Annotated in this window: 23 protein-coding genes; 10 read left to right on the top strand and 13 right to left on the bottom strand. The window is 49.4% G+C overall.

From position 1 onward, the window contains the following. Positions 1-7: 7 nt before the first annotated feature. On the top strand, positions 8-1486 hold the full coding sequence (locus LZD49_RS07090; protein WP_234666620.1) for a DUF1501 domain-containing protein: 1479 nt from the start codon (positions 8-10) through the stop codon (positions 1484-1486). A 38-nt stretch (positions 1487-1524) separates the two neighbouring features. Here the strand turns inward: LZD49_RS07090 and LZD49_RS07085 are convergent, their stop codons facing one another. The 4 genes from LZD49_RS07085 to LZD49_RS07070 form a co-directional block, all read right to left on the bottom strand. Beyond that, a complete protein-coding gene (locus tag LZD49_RS07085; RefSeq protein ID WP_234666619.1) occupies positions 1525-1968 on the bottom strand; it encodes a DUF3592 domain-containing protein in 444 nt (147 codons plus the stop codon). 8 nt (positions 1969-1976) lie between these two features. Beyond that, positions 1977-2381 carry a hypothetical protein gene (locus LZD49_RS07080; protein ID WP_234666618.1) on the bottom strand — a complete coding sequence of 135 codons (405 nt, stop codon included), beginning with the start codon at positions 2379-2381 and terminating at the stop codon, positions 1977-1979. Between the two features lie 2 nt (positions 2382-2383). Further along, complete coding sequence (locus LZD49_RS07075) at positions 2384-2884, bottom strand: DUF4468 domain-containing protein (protein ID WP_234666617.1); 501 nt, start codon at positions 2882-2884, stop codon at positions 2384-2386. Between the two features lie 158 nt (positions 2885-3042). After that, a complete protein-coding gene (locus tag LZD49_RS07070; protein ID WP_234666616.1) occupies positions 3043-4014 on the bottom strand; it encodes a GlxA family transcriptional regulator in 972 nt (323 codons plus the stop codon). Positions 4015-4194: 180 nt separating this feature from the next. Between LZD49_RS07070 and LZD49_RS07065 the strand changes: the two genes are divergently transcribed. The 4 genes from LZD49_RS07065 (at position 4195) to LZD49_RS07050 (ending at position 8339) form a co-directional block, all read left to right on the top strand. Continuing rightward, positions 4195-4686 (top strand): VOC family protein, encoded by a 492-nt coding sequence (locus tag LZD49_RS07065; protein WP_234666615.1) that lies wholly within the window; start codon positions 4195-4197, stop codon positions 4684-4686. A gap of 7 nt (positions 4687-4693) precedes the next feature. Continuing rightward, positions 4694-5104: a VOC family protein gene (locus LZD49_RS07060; RefSeq protein WP_234666614.1), complete on the top strand. Its 411-nt coding sequence runs from the start codon at positions 4694-4696 to the stop codon at positions 5102-5104. A gap of 117 nt (positions 5105-5221) precedes the next feature. Next, on the top strand, positions 5222-7483 hold the full coding sequence (locus tag LZD49_RS07055) for an excinuclease ABC subunit UvrA (RefSeq protein ID WP_234666613.1): 2262 nt from the start codon (positions 5222-5224) through the stop codon (positions 7481-7483). A 424-nt stretch (positions 7484-7907) separates the two neighbouring features. After that, the gene (locus LZD49_RS07050; RefSeq protein ID WP_234666612.1) at positions 7908-8339 is read left to right on the top strand and encodes an SRPBCC domain-containing protein; all 432 of its coding nucleotides are present in this window, start codon (positions 7908-7910) and stop codon (positions 8337-8339) included. Here LZD49_RS07050 and LZD49_RS07045 read toward each other — a convergent pair. The 9 genes from LZD49_RS07045 to LZD49_RS07005 all read right to left on the bottom strand — a co-directional run bounded on the left by LZD49_RS07045 (position 8336) and on the right by LZD49_RS07005 (position 16361). Further along, positions 8336-8692, bottom strand: coding sequence for a type II toxin-antitoxin system HigA family antitoxin (locus tag LZD49_RS07045; protein ID WP_234666611.1), 357 nt, complete (start codon positions 8690-8692; stop codon positions 8336-8338). The two genes, LZD49_RS07050 and LZD49_RS07045, sit on opposite strands and share 4 nt — an antisense overlap. Positions 8693-8776: 84 nt before the next feature. Next, positions 8777-9211 carry a GNAT family N-acetyltransferase gene (locus tag LZD49_RS07040; RefSeq protein WP_234666610.1) on the bottom strand — a complete coding sequence of 145 codons (435 nt, stop codon included), beginning with the start codon at positions 9209-9211 and terminating at the stop codon, positions 8777-8779. Between the two features lie 35 nt (positions 9212-9246). Next, the gene (locus tag LZD49_RS07035) at positions 9247-10128 is read right to left on the bottom strand and encodes an alpha/beta hydrolase (protein WP_234666609.1); all 882 of its coding nucleotides are present in this window, start codon (positions 10126-10128) and stop codon (positions 9247-9249) included. Positions 10129-10198: 70 nt separating this feature from the next. Beyond that, positions 10199-11488, bottom strand: a complete 1290-nt coding sequence (locus LZD49_RS07030) for a DUF3575 domain-containing protein (protein WP_234666608.1) — start codon at positions 11486-11488, stop codon at positions 10199-10201. A 24-nt stretch (positions 11489-11512) separates the two neighbouring features. Continuing rightward, entirely contained in the window at positions 11513-12412 is a 900-nt protein-coding gene (locus LZD49_RS07025) for a hypothetical protein (protein WP_234666607.1), read from the bottom strand. Between the two features lie 12 nt (positions 12413-12424). Further along, the gene (locus LZD49_RS07020) at positions 12425-12991 is read right to left on the bottom strand and encodes a DUF3450 domain-containing protein (protein WP_234666606.1); all 567 of its coding nucleotides are present in this window, start codon (positions 12989-12991) and stop codon (positions 12425-12427) included. An 11-nt stretch (positions 12992-13002) separates the two neighbouring features. Continuing rightward, a complete protein-coding gene (locus LZD49_RS07015) occupies positions 13003-13512 on the bottom strand; it encodes an RNA polymerase sigma factor (protein WP_234666605.1) in 510 nt (169 codons plus the stop codon). A gap of 64 nt (positions 13513-13576) precedes the next feature. Beyond that, positions 13577-15148 (bottom strand): glycosyltransferase family 39 protein, encoded by a 1572-nt coding sequence (locus LZD49_RS07010; protein WP_234666604.1) that lies wholly within the window; start codon positions 15146-15148, stop codon positions 13577-13579. A 10-nt stretch (positions 15149-15158) separates the two neighbouring features. Further along, positions 15159-16361, bottom strand: coding sequence for a hypothetical protein (locus LZD49_RS07005; RefSeq protein ID WP_234666603.1), 1203 nt, complete (start codon positions 16359-16361; stop codon positions 15159-15161). A 749-nt stretch (positions 16362-17110) separates the two neighbouring features. Between LZD49_RS07005 and LZD49_RS07000 the strand changes: the two genes are divergently transcribed. The 5 genes from LZD49_RS07000 (at position 17111) to LZD49_RS06980 (ending at position 25268) form a co-directional block, all read left to right on the top strand. Then, a complete protein-coding gene (locus LZD49_RS07000) occupies positions 17111-20392 on the top strand; it encodes a SusC/RagA family TonB-linked outer membrane protein (protein WP_234666602.1) in 3282 nt (1093 codons plus the stop codon). Positions 20393-20404: 12 nt separating this feature from the next. Further along, on the top strand, positions 20405-21883 hold the full coding sequence (locus tag LZD49_RS06995) for a SusD/RagB family nutrient-binding outer membrane lipoprotein (protein ID WP_234666601.1): 1479 nt from the start codon (positions 20405-20407) through the stop codon (positions 21881-21883). Between the two features lie 71 nt (positions 21884-21954). Next, entirely contained in the window at positions 21955-23037 is a 1083-nt protein-coding gene (locus tag LZD49_RS06990; RefSeq protein WP_234666600.1) for an alkaline phosphatase family protein, read from the top strand. A gap of 8 nt (positions 23038-23045) precedes the next feature. Then, positions 23046-24005 (top strand): metallophosphoesterase, encoded by a 960-nt coding sequence (locus tag LZD49_RS06985; RefSeq protein ID WP_234666599.1) that lies wholly within the window; start codon positions 23046-23048, stop codon positions 24003-24005. Between the two features lie 135 nt (positions 24006-24140). Continuing rightward, positions 24141-25268, top strand: coding sequence for a metallophosphoesterase (locus LZD49_RS06980; RefSeq protein ID WP_234666598.1), 1128 nt, complete (start codon positions 24141-24143; stop codon positions 25266-25268). The last annotated feature ends 21 nt before the right edge of the window (positions 25269-25289 follow it).

Here is a 25289-nt window from a genome sequence, read left to right as displayed (position 1 = left end):
AAAGCAAATGAGCCTATATAGAGAACTTGAAAACCATGTCCATGAGCAATTGAGCAGGCGTAACTTCCTGTCGAAGACTAGTTTGGGCCTGGGTGCGGCAGCGATGGCATCGCTTTTGAGTGCAGATAATTCTTTGGCCAAAAAAGTGGGTGAGAAGGGGGCCGAGGCAGCCGGACTGCCGATCGGGCATCCTCATTTCGCGCCAAAAGCCAAGCGGGTAATCTATTTGTTTCAAAGCGGGGCGCCCTCCCAATTGGAATTGTTCGATTACAAACCAAAACTGGAAGAAATGTGGGGTAAGGATTTGCCCGAATCGGTTCGGAAGGGTCAACGCCTCACAGGGATGACTGCCGGGCAGAGCAGCTTTCCATTAGCCGCTTCGAAGTATAAATTCGAGCGACATGGCGACAATGATATGATGATCAGTGAGTTGATGCCTTATACATCGGGCATTGTGAACGACGTCACGTTCATACGCTCGATGTTTACCGAAGCTATCAACCACGATCCGGCAGTAACCTTTTTCCAGACCGGCAGCCAGCAAGGCGGCCGGCCATCCTGGGGGTCTTGGGTGAGTTACGGCCTGGGTTCCGATAACCAGAATATGCCTTCGTTCGTCGTGTTACTTTCGAAAGGGCGTGGCGGTGATCAGCCTTTGTATGCCAAACTTTGGAGCAACGGGTTTTTACCGTCCATTCATCAGGGCGTGGTGTTCCGCTCCGGTCCGGACCCTGTTTTTTACCTCAACAACCCCGAGGGGATCGATCGCACAAGCCGCCGACGCATGCTGAATTCCCTGGCAAAATTGCAGCAGGGGCAATTCGAAAAGCTTCTGGACCCGGAAATCAATTACCGGATGGCGCAATATGAAATGGCGTACCGGATGCAGACCGCCGTTCCGGAGACCATGGATATTTCCAAGGAGCCCGACTATATTTTCGACATGTACGGCGAGGATTCACGCAAGCCGGGCACATTTGCAGCCAACTGCGTGCTGGCGCGAAAATTAATCGAAAAGGATGTGAAATTCGTGCAATTGTACCACCAGGGCTGGGATCAGCATGGGAACTTGCCGAATGATATCAAAACGATGGCTAAGAGCGTCGACCAGGCGTCGGCTGCGCTGGTCAATGACTTGAAACAGCGCGGTTTGCTGGATGAAACACTCGTGGTATGGGGCGGCGAGTTTGGCCGGGGTGCTTATTCGCAAGGGAAGCTCACGCGCGACAACTATGGTCGCGACCACCACCCGCGTAGCTTTACGATCTGGATGGCTGGTGCCGGTGTCAAGAAAGGATTTGTCTACGGCCAGACCGACGATTTTGGATACAATATCATTAAGGACCCTGTGCATGTTCATGATTTCCAGGCGACTGTGATGCATTTGATGGGGATCGATCACGAACAGCTCGTATTCAAGCACCAGGGACGCCGCTACCGGCTCACCGACGTGCATGGGAAAGTGGTTAAGCCGATCCTGGCATAAATCAAAAAGGGCCGAACGCCCTTTTTTGATTTTGTGAATTAATCGAAAAGCCATTGGAATACGGCTTTTACTGCCGAACCAACGCTCCATATCGAGAACAGCCAGAACACTGCTCCCATTCCGCCAAAAACATAAACAAGCAGGTAATTGCCTTGTAAATGGACATTGTCCGGATCTTTGGGATCGTAGTGAAGCGTGACTTCCTCTCCGACCTGGTAGGCTGGCGGGTTGCGTGCTTCCGAGCTATGGAACACCCGCCCGGTCCCTTCTTTTGTAAAGAAGCGAATAGACGGGGCCAATGGATATTCCCGGGGTTTCAGCCGGTGCAGATCGATGACGATTCCTTTTGTTTCTATCCCGTTTTCGATCAGGTTACGGCTGTTACGGTAAATAGTATACGATATCACTGCGAATACCGAGCCGATGGTGAAGAAAAGCAAGATGAACAACTCGAAACCAGGGACGCCCTTGCTATGCTCCATTTGACATGTCAGGATTTGAATTTCATATACAAGCTCACGCAGATCATGCCCAGAAAAAGAAAGATCGACCCGAAGATCACCAGCATCATCCATAACGTGCCGACGCCGGAATTACGCGAGTCATGGTAATTAATGGCAGCACAAAATGCGGTGCTGAGTGATACGATCCCTGCTAGACCGGCAATGCCAATGCGGAGCATCATCCAGCCCAGTCCGCTTTGTGACCAGTATAAAGGTGCAAATGAGATGATGATCGCCGAAAAAATGGTGTACCATGCTAGGCTCTCGAGCCGGATATTACCGGCTTCGGTTGCTGGCTGATTGGGCGCAACCAGGAGTAGGGTAAGCCCGTACATTAAAAACCAGGAAAGTTCAGGACCGAGGAGAAACGTTGTAATGCGGTTGGTATTCATTGTTAGAACGGCTTGTAGTCCTTGACGTTCGTTTGCAGGTCGGCCAGCATTTCCTTCAATTTGTTTTCCAGTTCAGTGGCAGCGGCCTTGTTCTCGCTTTTTTGGCTGAAAGCTTCCATCGGTATAGTGTGGCCGCCGTTGCCGTCCTGATATTCCACATTGGCGACCGTGGCGCGGTATTTGCGGTTGGCGCACTCCACCGAAAGAACATATGCGAATTTGAAAATACCACCGGCGCTGTTTTCAGATCTCGGGATGGTAATGGTAATATTTCCCTGCGTCACGAAGTCGCCGGTTTCTTTATCATCGACAAGCGTTTTGTTGTCGGGGGCCGACTGGCTGGCCCATAACCGGGCGCGTCTGAAAATGTCGGTAAGCGAGACACTGCCGCAATCGACAGTCTCGGTGTAGGCAATTTTACTTTTCATAACCGGATGGATGCAATGGGCATGTGCGGAACCGATCATGCAGGCAAGCACGATGATCAAAATGGATTTTGGCATAACAATAAATTGGTTCGATTTTAAAAATGGCGGTGCAAAAGTGCGCAGAAGTACAAGAGGTTGCAAATAAAATGAGCTACCGGCAAATCATTGCTTCTATTTGATAAACAACCGCTTAGCGCGTTGCCATTCAATAAAAAACGGCCCGGAGGCCGCTATCAGTTTTCTTTGCTGTATTTGTTTCGATACTCGATCGGTGTGAGACCTGTTACCTTTTTGAAAACATCCCTGAATGCCTTTGTGTCTGTATAACCGACGTCGTACATCACCTCCGTAACGTTCTTGCGCGACACTTCGAAGCTGCGTTTCGCTGCCTCCACACGCACACGGCGGACGTATTCATTAATAGTGTTGTTGGTGGCAGTTTTGAAACGCCGTTCAAAACTCCGGCGGCTTACACTGGCGATATCGGCAAGTTCGGTAATCGTCAGTTTTTCCGTGTAGTTGTTCTCGATAAAAACCTGTGCGGCGAGAATGCCGTCGTCGTTGTGGTTCTTTTGTCCTTTAAAAATCGTGAATGCGCGCTGGTTATCGCGGTCGATATCGATCGCGAAATATTTTGCGGCCAGAATTGCGATGTCGCGGCTGGTGTATTTTTCGAGAATGTAAATCAGCAGGTTCCAGATGGAGTTGGCACCGCCGCTCGAATAAACCTTGCCCTCGTCGGTGATAATGGTGCCATCCACGACTTCGATTTGCGGGTAAATTTCTTTAAAATCCTCATAATAAGCCCAGTGCGTGGAGCACTTACGGCCATCGAGCAAACCGGTAGCTCCCAGCAGGAATGCGCCCAGGCAAAGTGAAGCGATTTCAGAGCCGCTTTTATGCATTTCGAGCATCCACGGAATGGCCGGGCGATCCAGCTCTACGGAATCGCGGAGGTTACCGCACAATGCGGGAATTATGACGAGGTCCGTTTTATTTATTTCGCTTAACAGCTTGTTGATACGGATTGTGTATTCACCATCCTGTGCCTTGATATCATGGCTGAGGCCAACGAATTCGACGTTGAATTTCGGTTCTTTTCCCGATGCCTTCAGAAAATCATTGGCTGTGTTGAAAAGCCGGTAAGCAGGTGAAACCGCTTCGATGTAGGAACACTGGGGGACATATACCGAGATATGCTTCATAACGAATCTGGATTTAGAAGTGTAAATATAGGAAAATATTCACTTGGCATTTTTACCCCTCTGGATCGGCGCATTTGCACCCCATTTATTTCTTTTCAACCAGCCAAATTTGTAATGTCAATCGATCAACAAACTAAAAGCTATTTTTATCCAAACCATTCACCTTCAACATTCAAAACAATGAGCGATTTATCAACTACACAAGGTATTACCCCGTTTCTATGGTTCGATGGCCAGGCAGAAGAGGCTATGAACCTTTATACCCGGCTCTTTCCCGATTCTCAGATCAAGACAATTAAGAAGTGGGGAGAGGGCAGCCCCTTTCCGGCTGACCAGGTGATGATGGGTACTATCGAAATCAAGGGATTGACGCTGCATATGTTCGATGCCGGTCCGCAATTCAAGTTCAACGAGTCGGTTTCGTTTTTTGTGTCCTGCAAAGATCAGGAGGAAATTGACCTTTACTGGAACACCCTCACATCCGACGGTGGGGAAGAAAGCCAATGCGGCTGGCTGAAAGACAAGTTCGGGTTGTCGTGGCAGATCGTGCCTGCTATGCTGGGCGAACGGTTATCCAATGGCGATCCGAAACGTGCCGGACAGATGTTCCAGGCGGTGATGGGCATGCGCAAGCTCGATATTGCCGAGCTGGACCGCGCTTATAACGAATAACAATAGCATGGCGATATACCCCTTCCTTACATTCAACGGTAATTGCAGCGAGGCGATGCATTTTTATCAGTCATGTTTTGGGGGGCAGCTGCATTTCACGTACCTGGGCGATACGCCCGACGGGAAGCAGTTTCCCCGCGAGATACGCCGACTGGTGCTGCATGCGAGCCTGGTGTCGGAGCACGTCCGGCTCTTTGCATCCGATCTTGGCGGGGACGAAGGGGGGGCTATCGGCAGCGCCATTTCGCTGTGGATCAGTATTACAGCACCCGAGCAGTTGAAATCGGTATTCACAAGGCTCGCTCAAAAAGGTGAAGTCACCGCGCCGCTTTCGCCGGATATTCTCAAAGGTCAATGGGCCACACTCACAGATCGTTACGCGGTTCAGTGGATTTTTTCTGCCGGAAGTGCTTCCTGAGGGAAATGCTTTTTGGTTATGTTTGCGACGGAGGGCGCTTTTAATGAGTGAATGAGTCAATGAGTGAAAAGACTCTCTCATTCACTCATTACACTTCACCACTTCAAATCCAAACCTATGAGCCAGCAGGAGTACATCCGCATCCGCGGAGCAAGGGAAAATAATCTCAAAAATGTTTCACTCGATATTCCAAAGCGGAAAATCACCATCTTCACCGGGGTGTCCGGTTCAGGAAAATCCTCCATTGTTTTTGACACCATTGGCGCAGAAGCACAGCGTCAGCTGAATGAAACTTTCAGCATGTTTATCCGTAACCGCCTGCCACGCATTAGTCAGCCGGACGCTGATGCGATCGAAAACCTCTCAACTTCGATCGTCATCGACCAGAAGCGTCTCGGTGGTAACTCCCGCTCGACCATGGGGACGATTACCGATATCTCGGCAGTTTTGAGGTTACTATTTTCAAGACTAGGCCAGCCACACGCCGGTTTTTCCAATGCATTTTCTTTCAACGATCCCGCGGGAATGTGCCCGGAGTGTAATGGTTTGGGTAAAAAAGTAGAGATAGATCTTGAGAAATTTCTCGATCCTTCCAAATCATTGAATGAAGGCGCGATCCTGTTTCCTGTTTTCGCGGTCGGCACCTGGTATTGGAAAGCCTACACTTTTTCGGGCATGCTCGATAATGAGAAGAAGCTTGAAGATTACTCGGATGAAGAAATGCACACATTACTCTACGGGAAGGGCACGTATGAATCCAATTACAATGGCATGGTGTTCGATACGAAATATGAGGGGCTGGTCGATAAATTTAACCGGCTGTACATTCAGAAGGACAGCAGTGAGATTTCGGAAAAGACTGTCAAAAAGGTCGAACGATTTCTTAAAATGGGGGATTGTCCCTCGTGCAAGGGCGCTCGCCTGAACAAAAAGGCGCTCGACTGCCGGATTAATGGAATGAACATCGCGGAAATGTCGGCGATGGAAGTGGCCGAACTTGTCAAGATCATACGCGAGATCCACGACCCGGTTTCGAAACCGATGATCGATACGCTGACCGAGCGTTTGGAGCATTTGGTCGACATTGGCCTGGGTTACCTGAGCCTCGATCGCGAAACAGGCACCTTGTCCGGCGGTGAATCACAGCGGATCAAAATGGTGAAGCACCTGAATAGCAGCCTGATCGACATTATCTACATTTTCGACGAGCCGAGCATTGGTTTGCATCCACGTGATGTGCACAGGTTGAATGAGTTACTCCAAAAGCTGCGTGATAAAGGCAATACCATTCTCGTAGTGGAGCACGACCCCGACGTGATCCGGGTGGCCGATCATGTGGTGGATGTAGGCCCTAAAGCCGGCGCCGGTGGTGGCGAGATCGTTTACCAGGGTGATTATAAAGGCCTGCTTAGTGCAAAGACTTTAACCGGACAGTTCATTAAGCGGGATTTGCGGGTGAAGCCGGCATTCAGACAAGCAACCGGCGCATTGAAAGTAAAGAATGCCAAGCGGCATAACCTCAAAAACGTATCGGTAGAGATTCCCACCGGTGTATTCACGGTGGTAACCGGCGTGGCTGGCTCCGGCAAAAGTTCGCTCATCAATGGCGTTTTCCTTTCGCAACATCCCGAGGCGATTGTGATCGATCAATCAGCTGTTGGTACGTCGATCCGTTCGAATCCGGCGACCTATACTGGTATTATGGATGACATCCGTAAGTTATTTGGTAAAACCAATAAGGTAAGTGCGTCGCTATTCAGTTTCAATTCCGACGGCGCTTGTCCTGAATGTCAGGGTTTAGGGTTTATCTTCACGGACCTGGCGTTTCTGGAACCCGTTAAAACCGTTTGCGAAACATGTGAAGGCAAGCGCTTCAAACCCGAGGTTTTGGAATATAAAGTGAATGGAAAGTCGATTACCGACATACTGGATATGCCTGTGGAGGAAGCATTGACGTTTTTCAAAACCAAAGACATTGTTCACAAACTAACCGCCATGAACCAGGTAGGGCTCAACTATCTGACGTTGGGACAGCCATTAAGCACCTTATCCGGCGGTGAATGCCAGCGGATCAAGCTTGCCGGCGAGATCCATAAAAGTGGAACGATCTACGTCATGGATGAGCCGACAACAGGCCTGCACATGTCGGATACAGGCCATTTGCTCGAAATCATTGATCACCTCGTCGACCAGGGGAATTCAGTCATTGTCATTGAGCACAACACCGAAGTGATGAAGCATGCCGACTGGATCATCGACCTCGGCCCGGAAGGCGGGCATAAGGGTGGGCAGATTTTGTTTGAAGGTACGCCTGCGGACCTGTTGAAATCGAAAGAATCGCTGACGGCGGAGTATTTGCGAGGCGGTGTTGATATTTGACGCAGAGGCGTTTGACGCGGGTCTAATCGAGTGATGTTTGATCCGTTAAGATTTGACTCATGGGCGATCGGCGTTGCGATTGATTTGTTGTTGCATCCCCATGGGATTTGGCGTTTGAGAGAAAACGTGGTTTTTTACCAATATTACGTCGCTAGCACGACTTGGCACGATTGGACTTTGGGTGTGGCGTTTATTTTAGTTGCTTCCAATTCGGAGAAGTAAGTGCAATAAGTGAAGTGCCGTCAGGCACGTAATATTGGTAAAAGCCACAAATGCAACATAATCAAAAATGCCGTCAGGCATGTAACAGCAAAGTAAACGCCAACTTGGCTGGAACAACCCCTCAAATGTCCCATTTCCCCGACACACGTCATTGACCATGACGCTAACTTTGCTGCATTATCATAGCTCAATAGAAACAACAGTGGAAAAAATCGAACACATCAACTACATTAAGGCCCCCATTTCAAAAGTCTACGAGGCACTCACGACCAGGGAAGGTCTCGGAAACATCTGGACCACCGACCTGACCGTTCAAAACGAGGTCGGTGCCATCAGCGACTTCGGCTTCGGAAAAGACGACCGTGTTTTAATGAAAATTACCGAACTCATGGAAAATACGCGCATCGAATGGCTCTGCACCGATTCCGACCCTGAGTGGATTGGTACCGGCGTTTCATTTGAATTGTTCGAAAGGAAAAACGGCATCACAGCCGTCGTTTTGAAGCATTTCAACTGGCGCGAACTCACCGAATTTTATCAATGGTGCAATTATAATTGGGCGATGTTTTTGCTGAGTTTGAAAGATTATTGCGAGAAAGGGGAAGGGTTGCCTTATCAGGAGCGGGAATTTTAGCTAAGCAATACCTGCGCCGGAATACCTAGTTTTTCATGAAAAAGCCTGGCCAATTTTAGTGTAAGCGGTTTTTTGCGGTTCAAAAGCGCGGAGACATAACTCTTGCTTCCGACCCATTCAGCCAAATCTTTACTTTTCAGGCCTTTTTCGTCCATTTTTATTTTAATGGCGTCGATCGGGTCTGGCGCTGGGATGGGATAATGTGCATCTTCATATGCTTTGACCAAAAGCAATACAATTTGCAGTTTGTTGCCTTCCGCGCTATCAGGAATAGGAGGATTATCGAATTGACTATCGATCCATTCCAATAGATGGTCGTATTCAGCCTCGTTTTTGATTGGTTTAAGTTCCATAGCTCAGATGTGAATTTTACGTTTAATGTGTCAGCGGCATATGTAAATATTTTTTCGGATGACAAGCAAGCAGGCATCCATCATTTATACGCTGGTTTTGTAAAAGGTAACAGGATTTGCTACGAGAAATCTTTCCGTACAGTGTTGGTCATTTGCCAATGCGTCAGGGTTTTGTTCATTGACATCCACCTTGCGTATACCGCACTCCGTCACGGCATGCTGCATGAGTATCTTGCCGATACCTTTGCCAACATGTTGCGGATGGATGAATAGCATTTCGACCATTTCCGAAGAAAGTCCCGAAAATCCCATGATCTGACCCGCCTCGTCCCGGATGCAGAATAAATCAACTGCCGCGAAGTATTCATTCAGAATCAGTAATCTGAAATGCTGGATGTGCGCTTCTTGCAGGAAATGGTGCGTCGTGCGGACGGCGGCTTCCCAGATTTCGATGAGGGCCGGGTATTCGGCAGCTTTGGGAATGGAAATGTTGTATACAACTATTTTTACGGCGTTCATATCAATCGGAATGCAAGATAGTGAACGGGATCTTTCTATTTCAAATAGCCATTGTCCGATAACCAATCGGCCATTCGCTGTGGCCACGATTTGATGCTCTGCAAAGGAGAGCGGTCGCCCATGTTGAAACCGTGATCGCCTTTGGTGTACAGATGCGCCTCGACGGGCCGTTTGGCTTCTCGGTATTTGACAAGCAAATCCGCAGTTGTGACGCCACAGCAAGGATCGTCGTTGGCGGCGAGCAGGAATGCGGGCGGCGCGTCGGCCGGGACTTTGTCGGGTATGCCTAGCGGCCCCGGATAAATAAGCATTTGAAAATCAGGTCTTCCGTCGAGACGGTCAACAGGGTCTTTCGCATTAGCGTCTCCTTTGCCTGAAACGTAAGCCACTGAGGCCACGACTTCGCCTCCCGCGGAAAAGCCAAGCATTCCGACACGGTTTGGATCGATGCCATATTCCTTCGCACGGCTCCGCACCTGCCTGATCGCACGCAACGCGTCCTCGCGGGGATGCTTGTCGAGCGAATAGGGTGAACCTTCTTCCCGTGGCAACCGATATTTTAACACAAAAACGGTAATGCCCAGTTTAGCCAGATACTCAGCTGGCTGCACGCCCTCTGCCTTGTATACCAGCAACCGGAAACCACCACCCGGACAAACAACAACAGCCGTTCCATTCGCTTTTCCCACAGGCGTGAAAACCTGTAACGAAGGGTTATGAATATTTTTGACCCAATAATCCTTGGCCGACTCGGGTTCGCTACGCTTGTTTTCAAAACCGGGCGCACCGGTTTCCCAGAGTGGGATGATTTTGTTTTGGGAGGTTTGGGCCACCGCTTGCACACATGTACATAATGTGGTTAGTATTAATGCAAACTGGCTTGCAAGTCGTGGAAGGTTAGTGCCGAATTGTCTCATAGTATTTTGACCGTTTGATTTTTGTGGTCAAAACTAAAAGTTGCCGGCAGGTTTTGTTTACCCGTTTTAGTTAGAATGTCAAACCAATGCCGGTACTTAGATTAAAGGCATCATAGCGGTCGGGGTAGCTTCCGTAAGGATATCCGACAATTCTCTTAACTGGGAAATGCCAGCCATATCCATACGAAACGTCAATGAACATTCTACCAAAAAGCCGTTGCTGGTAACCTACTTTTACCCCTGCGTTGAGATATTCACCTCTGCTGCGATATTTGACAGGGCCTTGTTGGTCGGGGAAGCCGGTAAGGACCTGATTCACATCAAATCTCATGTAGTTGCTTACCAGCGCTGCATACATGCCGGAAAGGCTCGATCCACCCAATCCCTTTCTTTCACGGGATTTTTGTAAAAAATAGGATCTCAGCTGAATTCCGGGGATCAGGGTAAGTCTCGAACCCGGCTGGCCATTATAGGAGTCGCGCCAGTAGTTACTTTCAAACTGGATCTGGACCGAAAAAGGAGTCTGGCCAACCTGCCTTTCATACATAATCATTGCTAGTGCTCTTTGATGTCTTATGCCCACGGAAATGTCCGGGAAAAGAAGCTTCCAATGCGATTCAACGTGCTCATCGCAAATGAGCACATCGCATAGTGCCGTCTTTCGTTGCCTTTTCCAGTCGCCCATTGCCACGCCCAGGCTCATTTGTGTCCCTATTGCGAAATTGGCGGGTGTAAGTAGTCCCAGGTCTTCTCCATAGCGATATTCGGTGCCGATTTGCCGGTTAAATAGTCCAATGGAAAAATCGAAATGTCCGTTTTGAAGAAATCGTCCCTGATAACCTGCGACCAAACCAAGTCTTCCGAGCATATCTTTATGATTGGGGTGGAAATAGTCAAGGCTTAGCGGGTGGTCATACTGGAAACCTGCGTAGCTGCCGGTAAAATTGTTTGCGCTCAAGCCGGTGCGGATTCTGCGATTCATATTGTAATACCACCGAACCTTCCCTGACGCCCAAATACTGGGGTTATTGAGCTGAAAAATAATCGTTTCATCCCAGCGGTTTGGGTCGAAGTTACTGGCCTGGGCGAAAATGCCAGCCTCCACCGATAAGAAGGGGAATAATTTATATTCATACCCCACATAAATGCCCTTGCCGCTCATTTCGGAACTTGCCATGTCAGCTTTCAGCATGTGCCGCGTTGGCACTTTTGTCATAAAGATGTTTTCATATCTGTCGATAAAGTGCTGCTTTACCAAGGTATCCTGTTCCTCGGAAAAGCTGACAGCCAAGCTGTCCTGCGCGCTTGCTGAGCTCCAAACTGAGCTCAGCAAGCACATGGCAAGTAATTTTACTTTCATGACTAATAGTTAAAGCACCCGTATTTATTTTATCGTAACCCGGCCGAACTCTGCGTTGATGTCCACGCTGGCGAGCTGGTCCCGGGAGAAAAATGCTTCTTTAAAATCTGCCGTGTTGCGCTTCCATTTGAAGCCGTTGGGCAACTTTATACTGGCATAGGCGCCATTGATGGTGTAGTTGAACTGCTGCCAGTTTTTGGCGAGGAGGGTTACTTCGGCTTTTTTGGAATGGATTCCGAGGCTGGTAAGGCCTACGGTCGGGTAGATTTCGACATTACCATACTCCGCGTCGATGCGCACAGCGCCTGCTATCTGTTCCAGGCGGACATTGGTGTGGTCGCTGGAAAAGGTGAATGTACCGGCCAGTTCGCTGCCCGAAAGTTCGCCGAAGGTGGTTTGAAGGGCCCCTTTGCCGCTGATTCCGGTTAGGTTCGTAGTGCAGAAATCAGCCTTGAGGTTCAGTTGGTTTGTTAGTCCTCGTAAAGTAATGGTACCGAACGAATTTTTGAGATCGACGGCGCATGAAGCGGGCAAATGAATGGTGTAGCGCGCTTTCAGGTTCGATACCGGCTTGGCTTCGCCGTTTTTAAGCACTACATAATTGCGGAGAAAGTAATCTTTTCCGTTGCGGTCGGCAATGTACTGCAGCTTGGAGAGGTCTTCCGTAGCGGTAGCGCGGTCGGGATGGCGGGCGGAGAGTTCCATGAGCACCGTAATGTCGGCATTATCCCAGGTTACAATCTCGATGTCTGCTTTTTCGGCACTGATGTAGAGCGTGCGGACGGTCGGTGCGCTGATCGTCTTTTCAATCTTTTTGGTTGCTACCTGCAATTTTCCCTGCGCGGCGGCCGGTGCATGGATCGACGCCCAGGTAAATAATGCCCATAGCAGCGGTTTGGTCAGGTCTTTGATATACTTTTTCATTGGTTCTGGTGCTTAAATCATTTTGGCCATTGCATTCAGAATGTCCGTTTTTTGTCGTTCAATTTCGTTGTATTGCCTGAGAAGGGCTGGTTCGGTGTTGAAATCGCCAATAGCTAGTTCCAACTGTTGCGATGCGGAGCTAAGTCGCTCATATTCTGCCTGAAGTGTCCGGTATTCGCGGGTGTTGCATACCAATGTCTCCGTTTCGCAATAGGTTTTTAATACTTGATATTGTTGGTCCGTCTTAACACCAGCGTCCATTTGCAAGCGCTGGTCGACCGTTTCCTGCGAATAGGCGATGCGGGTTGAGTTGCCCGGCCACATCAGCCAGGCAGCCCCGGTGGCAAGCAAAATCGTTGCTGCCGCGTACCACCATTTCAAGCGTCTTTCCCGTACATTTTTCCGTTCAATCAGATCCCAGAGTTTTTCATCCGGATCGTACTGCGGCATTTTGGTAAGAGCTTGCTTCAATGGCCGCGCATTCATTTCTTCGGAAATCGCATTCCAGACCTCATCTCCTGGCTCATAAGCGGGAAATCGACGAATGGCATTTTGAAGGTTGCTATGGTTCTTTTCCATGATTCTCGATGTCAGTTAGCCGAAAGCATTGCGCGAAGCTTTCTTTTGGCATGAAACAATTGCGACTTAGAGGTGCCTTCCGAAATGTTGAGCATCACGGCAATTTCCCGATGCGTGTAGCCCTCTACTTCCGCGAGTACAAAAATGGTCCGGAAGCCATCGGGCAGCGACAGTACCGCCGTTTCAAGATGCGCCGCATTGATTTCCGACTCGCCCCAATCGACACTTTCGCCGGTATAATCATCCACATTTTGCCAAAGCACCGCTCTTTTCTTTTTGGTTGATTTCCGCACGACGATCTGCTTGATCCATGCGCCCAGCATGGATTCTCCACGAAACTGGTTCAGGTGTTTGAACACTTCCAGGAATGCATCCTGCAAAACATCGTTAGCGTCGTCGAAATCGCCGGTAATGCGGTAGGCGAGGGTGTACATTGCTTTTTTATACCGGTCGTACAACTGCCGTTGGGCAATCCGGTCGTGTAAAAGGCAACCAGTAATCAAATCGGCCTCCGAAGTCATGCGGTGTTTTTTAGCGTATTCGGGTTAAAGAGGCCGCAAGATCAGGAAATGGTTGTATGGGAGGTTAGAAAATGTAAGCAGTAGTGTCGATTTGGTAGCCTAATTGTCGTTTGGCCCGTTTAAGACGGTAAATAAACCAATACCGCGCCACCCGTCCGTTGCGCCGTTGCGTGATAGTTCCGGCTTTTTCAATGCTTTCAAATTGCCCCGCATAATTTTCGGCAGGATCGGTGAAGTCGTTGGACGGCGCTATGTACCAGGCGTCGGTAGCCACCGGAATGTGGCCATAAAGTTGGTTGGTCCAAGCGAATTGATGAAGGTCTTCCAAATTCCCGACACCAATAGTGCGCATACCGAGCGGGTATGCGACATGGTAATAAATGTGCGATCCGGGAAACCACTTATGGACGATCATCGGAGCGTCGCGCGACATCTTACCGCTCGCAATGTTATCGTTCCGCAGCTTTTCAAATGCGGGCAAAAGCTGTTCCCATCCTGTGATATCCAATGTGGCGTCGCCCGAACCCGTACGTGGGAACGGCTTTGGGCTCATCGTGCCCGGGTAGCAACGAATAAGTAGCGGGCCGATGGTAAGCACAAAAAGTATTACGCCTATGGAGGCGATAAGTAGTCTTCCCGGTATATTCCGGGACGTTATTGAAAATCGCTCATCAATCCAGGCTGAGCCGATGAGCATTAAACCGATAAATCCGGGCCCGCTCCAATGCGGCAAGGTGTCACGAAAGAGCGAAACCAACATGGTACAAGCGATAATCGGCAAGCTGCACCAGAGTAGTAATGCAACGGCGGCTGCATCGGCGAAGGCCTTTTTCCGGACAAGTTCTTTTCCCATTAATACAAAAACTATAACCTGGCACGGATTGGCGTACAACACCTGGCCGATGGTTGTCCGAAAAAATGATTTAAGATTAATGCCTTGTTCCGTCAGCGTCACACGCTCGCTATGGAAGCGCCAGGTGATGAAGTCATTTCCGAAGTTCCAGAACAGGATCGGCGAAACAACCACGGCAGTAATGGCTAGTGAAATATAAAAATATGGGCTTTTCAGTAGTCCACGATGGTTAACAGCAATGAACGCCAGAAATCCGGACCAAAGGAAGACGCCATGCACCTTGCTCATCGTCGCCAGCCCGATCCAGAGACCTGTGAGCAGCAGGTACATCCGGATTTCGGCCGGGCTGGTTGCCTTGATACACCGAAGCATCGCGTACAAAGCGGCAAGCCAGAATGTGAGCTGTATCGAGTCGGGAAGGATAAAGATGCCGGAAAGTATGGAGGTGTAAATAGAAGAGTTATACAGGAAGGCGGCAATCAGGCCGGTGTTCCTGTTTTTGATAAAACTCCCGCAATGTGCAATGATCCAGGTGTTTATCCCAGCTGCAACAATGCCCGGCATCCGCACAAAAACTTCCGAATTGCAATGCAGGTTGAATGTGAAAAGGCGAATTAAAATACCGACCATCGGCGGATGGTCGAAATGGTTCCAGTCGGGTAACACGGCGTAGGTAAAGTAGTAAACTTCGTCGTTGCCGAGGTTGATCAGGTTGGCAATAAGGAGGCGGATGATCGTCGTGACGACGATTAGTTGTGCCAGTGGTTTTTTTAAGTGACTCAAAATCATGGTGTTATTCTTGGAGTACATAATCCTCCCTTCGCCGTTTTACCTGTCCGCCACGTGTCGGTGGTTTCGGAGACATCCACCACCTGCCGAACCATAGCCAGAGCAGCATCGAACAAACACCCAGAATGCGAAAGAAAATGGTTTCAATAAAGTTTTCCGTCACTGGTGGAACGACATGGCCGCCCGGTGCAGAATAGTAGACGGGATTAAGGAAAACAGTGGTGCCGTTATCGTATTGGAAAGTTGCCCTGGCATAGTGATCAGTTGGTTTGATCCGATACGACAGTCGTGCCGTATTTCGAAAATCGACCAGCAACTTGCCCCCTTGTCCGGTAATGCTGGCCATTTGAGCCGGGGTGCTCATTACGACATGGATGCTATCGCCCCGGACCGTTAAGCTGCGCAGATATGGAATGGAATCGTAATGTTGCCTCGCGCCGACGATAACACCATAGCTTTTACCGGTTTTCAGTGCATGCAAAACCTCAGTTGAGGAACTGCTATTTACGTTTACAAACGTACAGCGTGTGCCGAGCCTTCTTTTGGAAATTACATCGTGGATATCATCGTCACCCACTATAAAAGCAGTCCTGCCGGCTGACAATGCCGCGTCCCATTCTGCGGTGGATGTTACGGATGGATTCAGCACTTCCACGCAGTCATAGTCGACGATTTGCGCGAGGTCTTCGCTTGTATACCCGTTTCGAAGGGCCGGGTGGTTCAGAATCGTCACCGTCCCGGTTTCACGAAGTGTCTTTAACAAGTGCTGCTTGTTGTGAACGGTCTGAGGAAGCAGGTAATCTAGCCACTTAACCGTTTTGCTGCCAAGTACCAGTTGATGGGTTTTGAGCATGTTATATCCGTGCTCATAAGCGGACAGGTAGTTGACTTCTTTGGCATTGCTGGTATCTATATTATGGTAGTTGGAAACGCAGTGTACACCGTAATGCAGGTTCTCATAGGCGCGATGAACATGATCAGCCGAACCGTGCCCATTGGTAATTCCTCCCCACGAATGAGCGTGCGCATGGAAGTTACATTTCACCCACTTGCGAACGTCCATAGAATCATAGGGATTATTGATGTGTGAGCCCGCGAATGGCCTGGGAGGATTGAATTGATACCGGGGGCAGAAAAGGAACTGGTGGGTTAACAGCCCTGCGATGCAGGACAGCAATACAAGCAATGCGATGCGCAGTTGTTTCATAAGTGTGGTAAAGATGAGTTGCGAATGTTATGCGAATGTTGGCTAAGTGAGAATTTTTAGCTTGTTAAACAGTTAATTTAGAGCAGTTTAAGAAATTGATAAGTGGATGATCAAGTAGGGGCGAACTGATCACGTAAGCTTAAATTCTAGTTCACAATTTTATCATCATGGCATTTCTGACGGGAAATATCATATAGCGATGCCGACCATACGGCATCCGATTATCCATTGAATACGATGGATGATCAAGCGGCTGGGGGAGAACTGGAAAGGGCTTAGGTACAGATTTGCTCTGCCAAACTCGGAAGCTGGGATAAGAGTTTGGTTTAAAAGTTAAATATTAATTAACATTCTGGTAAATTAACTCTGCGAGAGGGAAAATATCTTTGTGATGTACTTATAGAATATGTAGTACTTGTAAACTTTTCTCGGTGTGGTCGAACATATTTATCTGATTTTAAGAATAAATTCTGTTTAAAAATTTTTATATGTTAAATTATACTTTACTTTTAGATTTTAACAGCAGAATGTTTCGAAGTAGTGCTATTCTTAGAATGTTTAGTATTTGTTCACAAACCTGACTGTCATATGCATTTCTGAACTTGTTTTCAATAATCGGCCCTGCGACCTGAGTGTCGTCGCTGATGACTTCGTATCTGCCCGCGCTTGGCGCACATGTTTGCAAGATGGTCTGTTGACCCTCGATGAACCCTTATTGACTTGAAAAACCAGCTAATTAACAGTCACTTATGAAGAACACTATTACACTTTTAAAGCGGATACGCCCTGGCGGGTGCAGATCTGCTGCACTCGCCTTATGCCTTGGGCTTTCGGCCTTGCTTCCGCAGACAGTAAAAGCCGGTAACATTACCGCGGAGCCCCGAAATACATCTCCGAATGGATTTGCGTATATTAATGAGCGTTCGTTTGGAGGGGATATCGGCGATGCCGAAACAACCATCAGCGGTAAAGTGACAGATGGCCCGGGTAAGGAAGGTCTGGTGGGTGTCAACATCCTGATTAAGGGAACCTCACGTGGTACTGTAACCGACGCCACTGGCAACTATGTGTTGCGCGTTGACAGTGAGCGTGATACAATCGTTTTCTCGTTCCTTGGTTTCCTGTCGCAGGAAGTCGCCGTTGGCAATCGGTCGGTCATCGATATTGCGTTGAATGCCGACCAACGGCAGCTTAATGAGGTGGTAGTGACGGCTTTGGGTATCAAAAAGGAAAAGAAAGCCGTCGGATACGCCGTTTCTGAGGTGAAAGGTGCTACAATGGTCAAAGCGCGGGAGCCAAATGCGATCAGTTCGCTGACGGGCAAGGTAGCCGGCCTCACGATCGCACAAAGCACCGACTTGTTTTCAAACCCGCAGGTAACGTTACGTGGTAGGGATAGAGTTCTTTATGTGGTTGACGGTGTACCTGTTAATACCGATTCCTGGAACCTCAGTCCGGATGATATCGAGACTTATTCAGTTCTGAAGGGAGCCAGCGCGGCGGCACTTTATGGTAACCGCGGCCAGAATGGGGCCATCATCATTACCACCAAAAAAGGTAGCGGCGCGAAGAAAGGTTTTACGGTCGATTTCAATTCCAGCACCCAGTTGCAGACCGGTTTTAATGCGATTCCGAAATATCAGACAGAATACGGCCCGGGTAGCGATTACGAATACGCATTCAAAGACGGCCGCGGCGGCGGGATCAACGATAACGATTACAATATCTGGGGCCCGCGTTTTGAAGGCCAGTTAATTACCCAGTATAACAGCCCGAAAGACCCAGTCACAGGTGAGCTCACACCTATTCCCTGGCTTGCGAGAGGCAAGGATAACCTCAACAACTTCCTTCGCAATGGCTTGCTGAGCACCAATAACCTGGCGATTTCAAGCAAAAACGACTTCGGCGATTTCCGGCTCTCGATTTCGCAGCTGTATCAGCGCGGTCAGATGCCCAATACTAAACTCGGCGGCACGAACGTCAACATTTCCGGCGGGATCAATGCGGGTAAAAAAGTGCGTTTCGATGCGAGCATCAACTACAACCGACAGTATTCACCTAACTATCCGACGCTGGATTACGGCCCGGCAAGTCCGATTTACATTTTTACAGTATGGGGTGGGGTGGATTACGATGTGAACGACCTCCGCAACTACTGGCAGCCAGGCAAGGAGAATGCACAGCAATACAACCGGGAATATACCATTTATGATAACCCCTGGCTGACGGCTTATGAAGCATTGAAAACCTATTACAAAAACGATGTGTATGGGTTTTTACAAATGAATTACAAGCTTACCGACAAGCTGACGTTCAACGTGCGGACCAATGTAAGCACCTGGAACCGTAATCGCAGCACACGTGCCCCGATCTCGTCCAACCTCTACAACTTCGGCTTCCCGAACCAGGCAGGCGGCTATTCCGAAACCTATGACACCTTCTGGGAAAACAACACGGAAGCGTCTTTAAAATATGAAAACCGTTTCATGGAGGACTTTGGCCTGAATGCATCGCTCTACGGTAACCTGCGGAACGTGAAAGTGACCTCGCTGACAGGAACAACGTCCAAGGGGCTGATCGTGCCGGGTGTTTACGACCTTTCCAACTCGGTGCAGCCCGCTACTTCTGCCAATGACCAGGCGAAGCGCTGGGTAGGGAGCGTCTACGGATTTGTGGACATGGATTACAAAGATTTCCTATTCCTGAGCCTCACAGGCCGTGTCGACCGGTCGAGCACGATGCCGAAGAAAAACAATACTTATTTCTATCCATCGGCTTCATTGAGCGCGGTCCTTTCCCAAGTGATCGACTTGCCCAAAGCGATTTCATTTGCCAAACTACGCGGTTCTTACGCCAATGTGGCGAGCGATTTTGTGGACGAAAACTATCAGTATGATATTTATAAGCTACTACCAACGTACGCCAGCTCAACGCGTTGGAACAATTCTTACACCGGTGTGAGCTACACAGGAACGCTTTACAGCGATAATCTCGAAGCGGCGCGTGTAAAAACACTTGAACTGGGTCTTGAAATGCGTTTCCTGCATAACAGGCTTGGTTTCGACGCGGCGGTGTTCCGGAATGTGGAAGGCCCCGGCATCGTGAGCGTGCCCACCTCCCTAGCTTCGGGCGTATCGGGTGTGCAGCGCAATGCATTCACATACGTACGCAAGGGTGTCGAATTGAGTGTGGATGGAACGGTTGTGAAAAACGAAAACCTTACCTGGAATGTGGCGGCAAACTGGTCGACCAACCATAAATGGCTTGACAAGATCGACGGCGTGCAGCAGCGTGACGGTAATATTCACGTCGGTGAACGTGCGGATACCTATTATATCAAGGATTTCCAGCGCGACGAAGCGGGCAATATCATCGTAGGGTCGAATGGCATGCCTGCTTACAATCCTTATAATTCCAAGATTGGTTTTTACGACAATAACTTCACCGCCGGAATCAGTAACACATTCAGCCACAAGTCGTTTACGATGAGCTTCCAGGTGGATGGTCGTTTTGGTGGAAAGGTGAACAATTATATGTATACCAAACAGTTTGGAAGCGGAACGGCACCGGAATCGGCCAATGAATTCCGCTTGAAGGACTGGCAGAACCGTGATAACCCGGAGTACAAGGGCTCGGTGATGACCGAAGGCAAGCGGATCGTGAAAGGACAGTTGAATACCGATCAGGATGGTAATGTGATCTCGGATACCCGCGAATTTGCCGCCAACGACGTGCCGGTTTTGTGGCAGGCATGGGCGACGAACTATTACCAGTCTAACTACATTGCGGCCAAGAACCGTACTTATGTGAAGCTCCGCGAAGTGGTTTTGACCTATAATTTTCCTGCAAAACTGCTTGCTAAGACACGCTTTGCCAGCGCAGCCAGCATCTCGCTTGTAGGACGTAACCTGCTGTATTTTACAGGAAAATATACCAAAAACATCGATCTAGACCAATTTACAGGCACGACTACCAGCTTTCAAACGCCATCTGTCAAAAGTTTCGGAGCTAACCTGAATGTGACCTTTTAATCGAAAATACCCATGAAAAAGATCAAATACCTCATACTAGCGGCGGCGATAAGCCTGGGAAGCTGTCAGGAGATCGACACGCTGCAAAAGGACCCCGGCGCGATCACTAACCCTTCGGCGGACCTCATCCTTACCGGCATTCTCAGCAGCAGTTGGGATTCCCCGTGGAGCACAGATCATCGTCATAACCAGTTCATGACGCAGAACGAGGCCTATTACGACGGCCAGGCTTACGGCTGGACGACGGGATCCTACGACGGCTTTTACACACCGCTCCGCAATGTGAGCCGGATGGAGATCGAAGCCGCCAAAACCGGTGATGTTGGCGTGCATTACCTGACGCTGGCCAAGTTTTTCAAAGCCTATTTTTATAGCCGGGCCACCGAGATGTTCGGCGATATCCCGATGTCGGAAGCGATTAGGGGTGTGAGCGATGAGAATTTTAAACCAAAGTACGATAGTCAGAAAGAGGTTTATATCCAGGTCTTGAAATGGCTGGAAGAAGCCAATGCCGAAATGCCCGCGTTGATCGCCAAAAAGCCTGCGATTTCCGGAGACTATATGTACGGCGGCGACCTGGTGAAGTGGCAGAAACTGATCAACTCCTATCGCCTGCGCGTACTGATCGGCCTGAGCAAGCGCGCCGACGACACGCCGGAACTGAATGTAAAACAACAGTTTGCCGCTATCGTGAATGATCCCGCGAAATACCCGCTGATCACGACCAACGCAGACAATTTCCAGGTAGTTTACAATACCATCAATACTTATCCATTGTGGCCTAGTAATGGTGTGGTGGTTAAAAATGATAAACGCAATACACTGGGTGCCACTTTTGCAGACATTGCCAAAGCCACGCGTGACCCGCGCTTGCTCGTCGTCGCATTGCCGGCAGACGCGCTGAAAGGTGCTCAGGACCCATACCAGCGCTATGGCGGCGGGAAAACGGGCGACTTGCAATCGACCTTGCTCGAACAAGCGGGAAAAGGGCTTCTGTCCATGATCAATTTCGATTACTGGGAAGCTTCCGCTGCGGGCGTGCCTGCGATCCAGCTTGGTGCGCACGAGGTTAACTTCAGCATTTCCGAAGCCATTAACCGGGGCTGGCTGGCGGGTAATGCTGCTGATTATTATAACAAAGGCATTACCGAATCGATGAAGTTTTACAACATCACGCAAGCTGAAATCGACAAATTCATTGCTGCAAACCCTTACCCAGGCAACACAGAAAAAGGGTTGCAAAAAATACTCGAACAGAAATACATGGCATTCTTTGAAAACTCCGGACGGCAGGCATTCTACAATTATCGCCGCACGGGTATCCCGGCATTTGATATTGGTCAATCCAATTCAAACAACAATCAGATCCCTGTCCGCTGGGCTTACCCGACTGCCGAATATACCACCAATGAAGCGAACGTAAAGGCCTCGCTTTCAGTACAATTTAATGGCGCCGACACGCAGAATAGCGTGATGTGGCTGATCAAATAAAATTCGATTCCCGCGGACCGTGCGGTCCGCGGGAAGTTTTTTACTTTTCCGGACTCTTAACCTTAACATTTATGAAAACCCAACTACTAACCTGGATGCTGACCGTGCTGAGTGTGGCGGCGCTGGCACAAACCAAAACCCGAAATGTGGTCATGATTTCCGTCGACGGCTGTCGCTGGCAGGAGATCTTCCGTGGCGCGGATTCTACTTTGTTTAATACTAAAAAATATCGTCAACAGGATTCGGTTGCGATGAATACCAAATATTGGGGCAAGACAGCCGACGAGCGTCGTTCAAAGCTGATGCCTTTCTTTTGGAATACTATTGCCAAACAGGGCCAGCTTTACGGTAACCGTGATCTGGGAAATCTGGTCAATGTTCGCAATAAATACTGGTTTTCCTATCCCGGCCGCAGCGAAACGCTATGCGGGTATTATGACGAGAAGATCAACAGCAACGACTATCCGAATAACCCCAACGAGAATGTGCTGGAATTTTTGAATAAGCAAAAAGGGCTGGAAGGAAAAGTGGTCACATTTGCTTCCTGGGACGCGCTTTCACGCATTCTCAACCGCGACCGCAATGGAATGCTCGTCAATATTCCGGGTGAGCAGGTAAAAGGTAGTAAATTGACAGAAGCTCAGAAACTTGCCAATGAACTGCAAAATTATCTACCCGAGTACTTTGGCAAATCGGTGCGTTTCGACGTGCACACCTATGCGTTGACCCGCTCATATATTGAAGCAAATCACCCGCGTGTGGTGCATATCGATTTCGCAGATATGGACGAGTTCGGGCACCATGGCCAGTATGATTCCTTCCTGGATGGCGCGCACTACGTGGACGGCATGGTCGCAGGCCTGTGGAATTATATGCAGGCTGACCCGTTTTATAAGGACCAGACAACCATTGTCATTTACCCAGATCACGGCCGCGGCATTGGCGACCGCTGGACGAGCCATGGCACCTCGGCACCCCATTCCAACGAAACCTGGATGGCGGTTATCGGTCCGGATACCCCAGTGGGAGGGGAAATGAAAAGCCAGTCGCAGATTTACCAGGACCAGTTCGCGCAGACCGTGGCCCAGCTGATGGGATTCAAGTTTACGGCGAACCACCCTGTTGGCGAGCCGCTGAAAAGTGTTTTTAAATAGTCCGGACCATGCAGCGGAGAGATTTTCTTAAAAATCTGGGTGTAGCGGCGGGGAGTGTCGCCGTCTACCAGAATTCCTTTTCAATACCCGCCTACGCCAGCGGCCCCGCACAGAAGGTGCGTTTCGGCATGATCTCCGACCTCCACCATTTACAGTTTGGCCAGGAAGAGGTAAAGCGCCTGGGCGGATTTATGGATGATGTGGTTAAAACCCATCCGAATTTTATCATCCAATGCGGCGACTTTTGTCGGCATACCCGCTCGGAAGGCATTATGGAGCAATGGAACCGGTACAAAGGACCCAAGTACCATGTGCTCGGCAACCACGATATGGACTATTGCAGCAAAGAAACGATCATGCAGTTCTGGGGTATGCCGAAACGGTATTATTCATTTGACCAGAATGGCTTCCATTTCGTGGCGATGGACCGGAACTTTTTGAAAGAGGACGACGGCCGGCTGACGCATTACGACACTTCCAACTGGGGAAAACTCGGCTCGCCAAAGCGCAGTTTCACTGACCAGGAGCAACTCGACTGGTTGCGCGACGATCTGCTGAAAGCTCACAGTCCGGTAATCGTATTCATGCACCAGCCCGTGTTCCTGAGTGATTTTCACGATGAGCTGGGCAATGCGGACGAGATTCTGAAAATCTTCGATGATGTAAATTTCAATGCCGCCCAAAACAAAAGCCCGGCCAAAGTAGCCGCCGTTTTCATGGGACACGATCACGACGACCGCTATGGCCAGCGCAACGGCGTGCATTACTTCATCGTCAACAGCGCCACGTACGTCTATACCAAAGGTGGTGCCTATTATTACAAAGATCCGCTCTATGCATTCGTAACGCTGGAAACTTCCGGCAAACTGACCATCGAAGGCCGCAGCACCATTTATTCTCCCGCCGCACCGGAAGCCGTCGCCTCACGCTTTCCGACGAAGATTGGGGATCATGATATCAAGTTGTAGTGTCATGTAGTCGAAGAACTAAAAGCATTAAGACAAACCCACCTTAATTAACGCAAATTTTACGCTTCTAAACAGCATTTTTCTTAGCTTGCCATTGTTGAAAGCAAAAAGGCTGATTAATGGCAGCCATTGATAATGAAATCAGATTTTTCCAAGAAATTCTCAAAACCCGTTTTTAAAAGAGACGTTCCCGACGATACCTTCAAGTACCTGCCTGCTCCCCAACCGTCCGGAAAATACCCTTATCGTTTAGATCTCGAAGCGATCGATCCGGTGCCTGATCAGAACAAGCTGGCGTTCCATATGGTAGGCGATACTGGTAGCATCCGCACACCCGATTTCCAGAAACTGGTGGTGGGCGAGATGGTCAAGCAGTTTGAAGCGGCGGAGAAAACGGGTTATGAACCACAATTTTTGTTCCACCTCGGCGATGTAGTCTACAACCACGGCGAGGCCAGCGAGTACCAGCGCCAGTTCTTCGACCCTTACAAGAAGTATCCCGGACCCATTTTCGCGATTCCGGGTAACCACGACAGCGACATTAATCCCGACAGCCGGGTGAGGTACAACAGCCTGGATGGATTTAAGGCCGTTTTTTGTGATACCGAGCGTCGCACAGTTTCGTTCAGCGGCAATGCGGAGCGCAAAAGTATGGTGCAGCCCAATGTATACTGGACCCTCGTGACGCCGCTCGCGAATATCATCGGCATGTACAGTAATGTGACCAAGTTCGGTGTGATCACCGACGAGCAGCGCGAGTGGCTTATCCACGAACTTCGGGCAGCAGATAGCGAACGCCCGCACAAAGCGGTGATTCTTTGCCTGCACCATTCGCCCTATTCCGCGGATATTAACCACGGGTCTAGTATTCCCATGATCGAGCTGCTGGAAGGTGTTTTTGAAGAAACAGGCATTTATCCCGACATCGTTTTCAGCGGGCATGTGCATAACTACCAGCGGTTTAACCGGCATTACCGCGGCGGTCGCGTGCTGCCATTCATCGTAGCGGGCAGCGGCGGTTACGACGAGTTGCACCCGGTGGCCTATACGAACGATTACCGGTTCACCAGCTCTTTACCCATTTTCGAAGGTATCCACCTCGAAAACAGTTGTGATACCAAACACGGCTTCCTGAAAGTGCTTTTGGAAAGAACTGCCGGTGGTATCACGCTAACCGTCGAGTTTTACACCCTCCCGCACGAGCGACGCATCGAGCAGGGAGTGAATGCCGCGTTGGAAGATCGGCTGGTGCTGAAAATGTGAGTGTTACTACTTCCCTTATTG

Source organism: Dyadobacter sp. CY261 (assembly GCF_021440085.1).
In the GTDB taxonomy this organism is placed as follows: Bacteria; Bacteroidota; Bacteroidia; order Cytophagales; family Spirosomataceae; genus Dyadobacter.
This window is presented reverse-complemented; position numbering and strand designations above follow the sequence as displayed.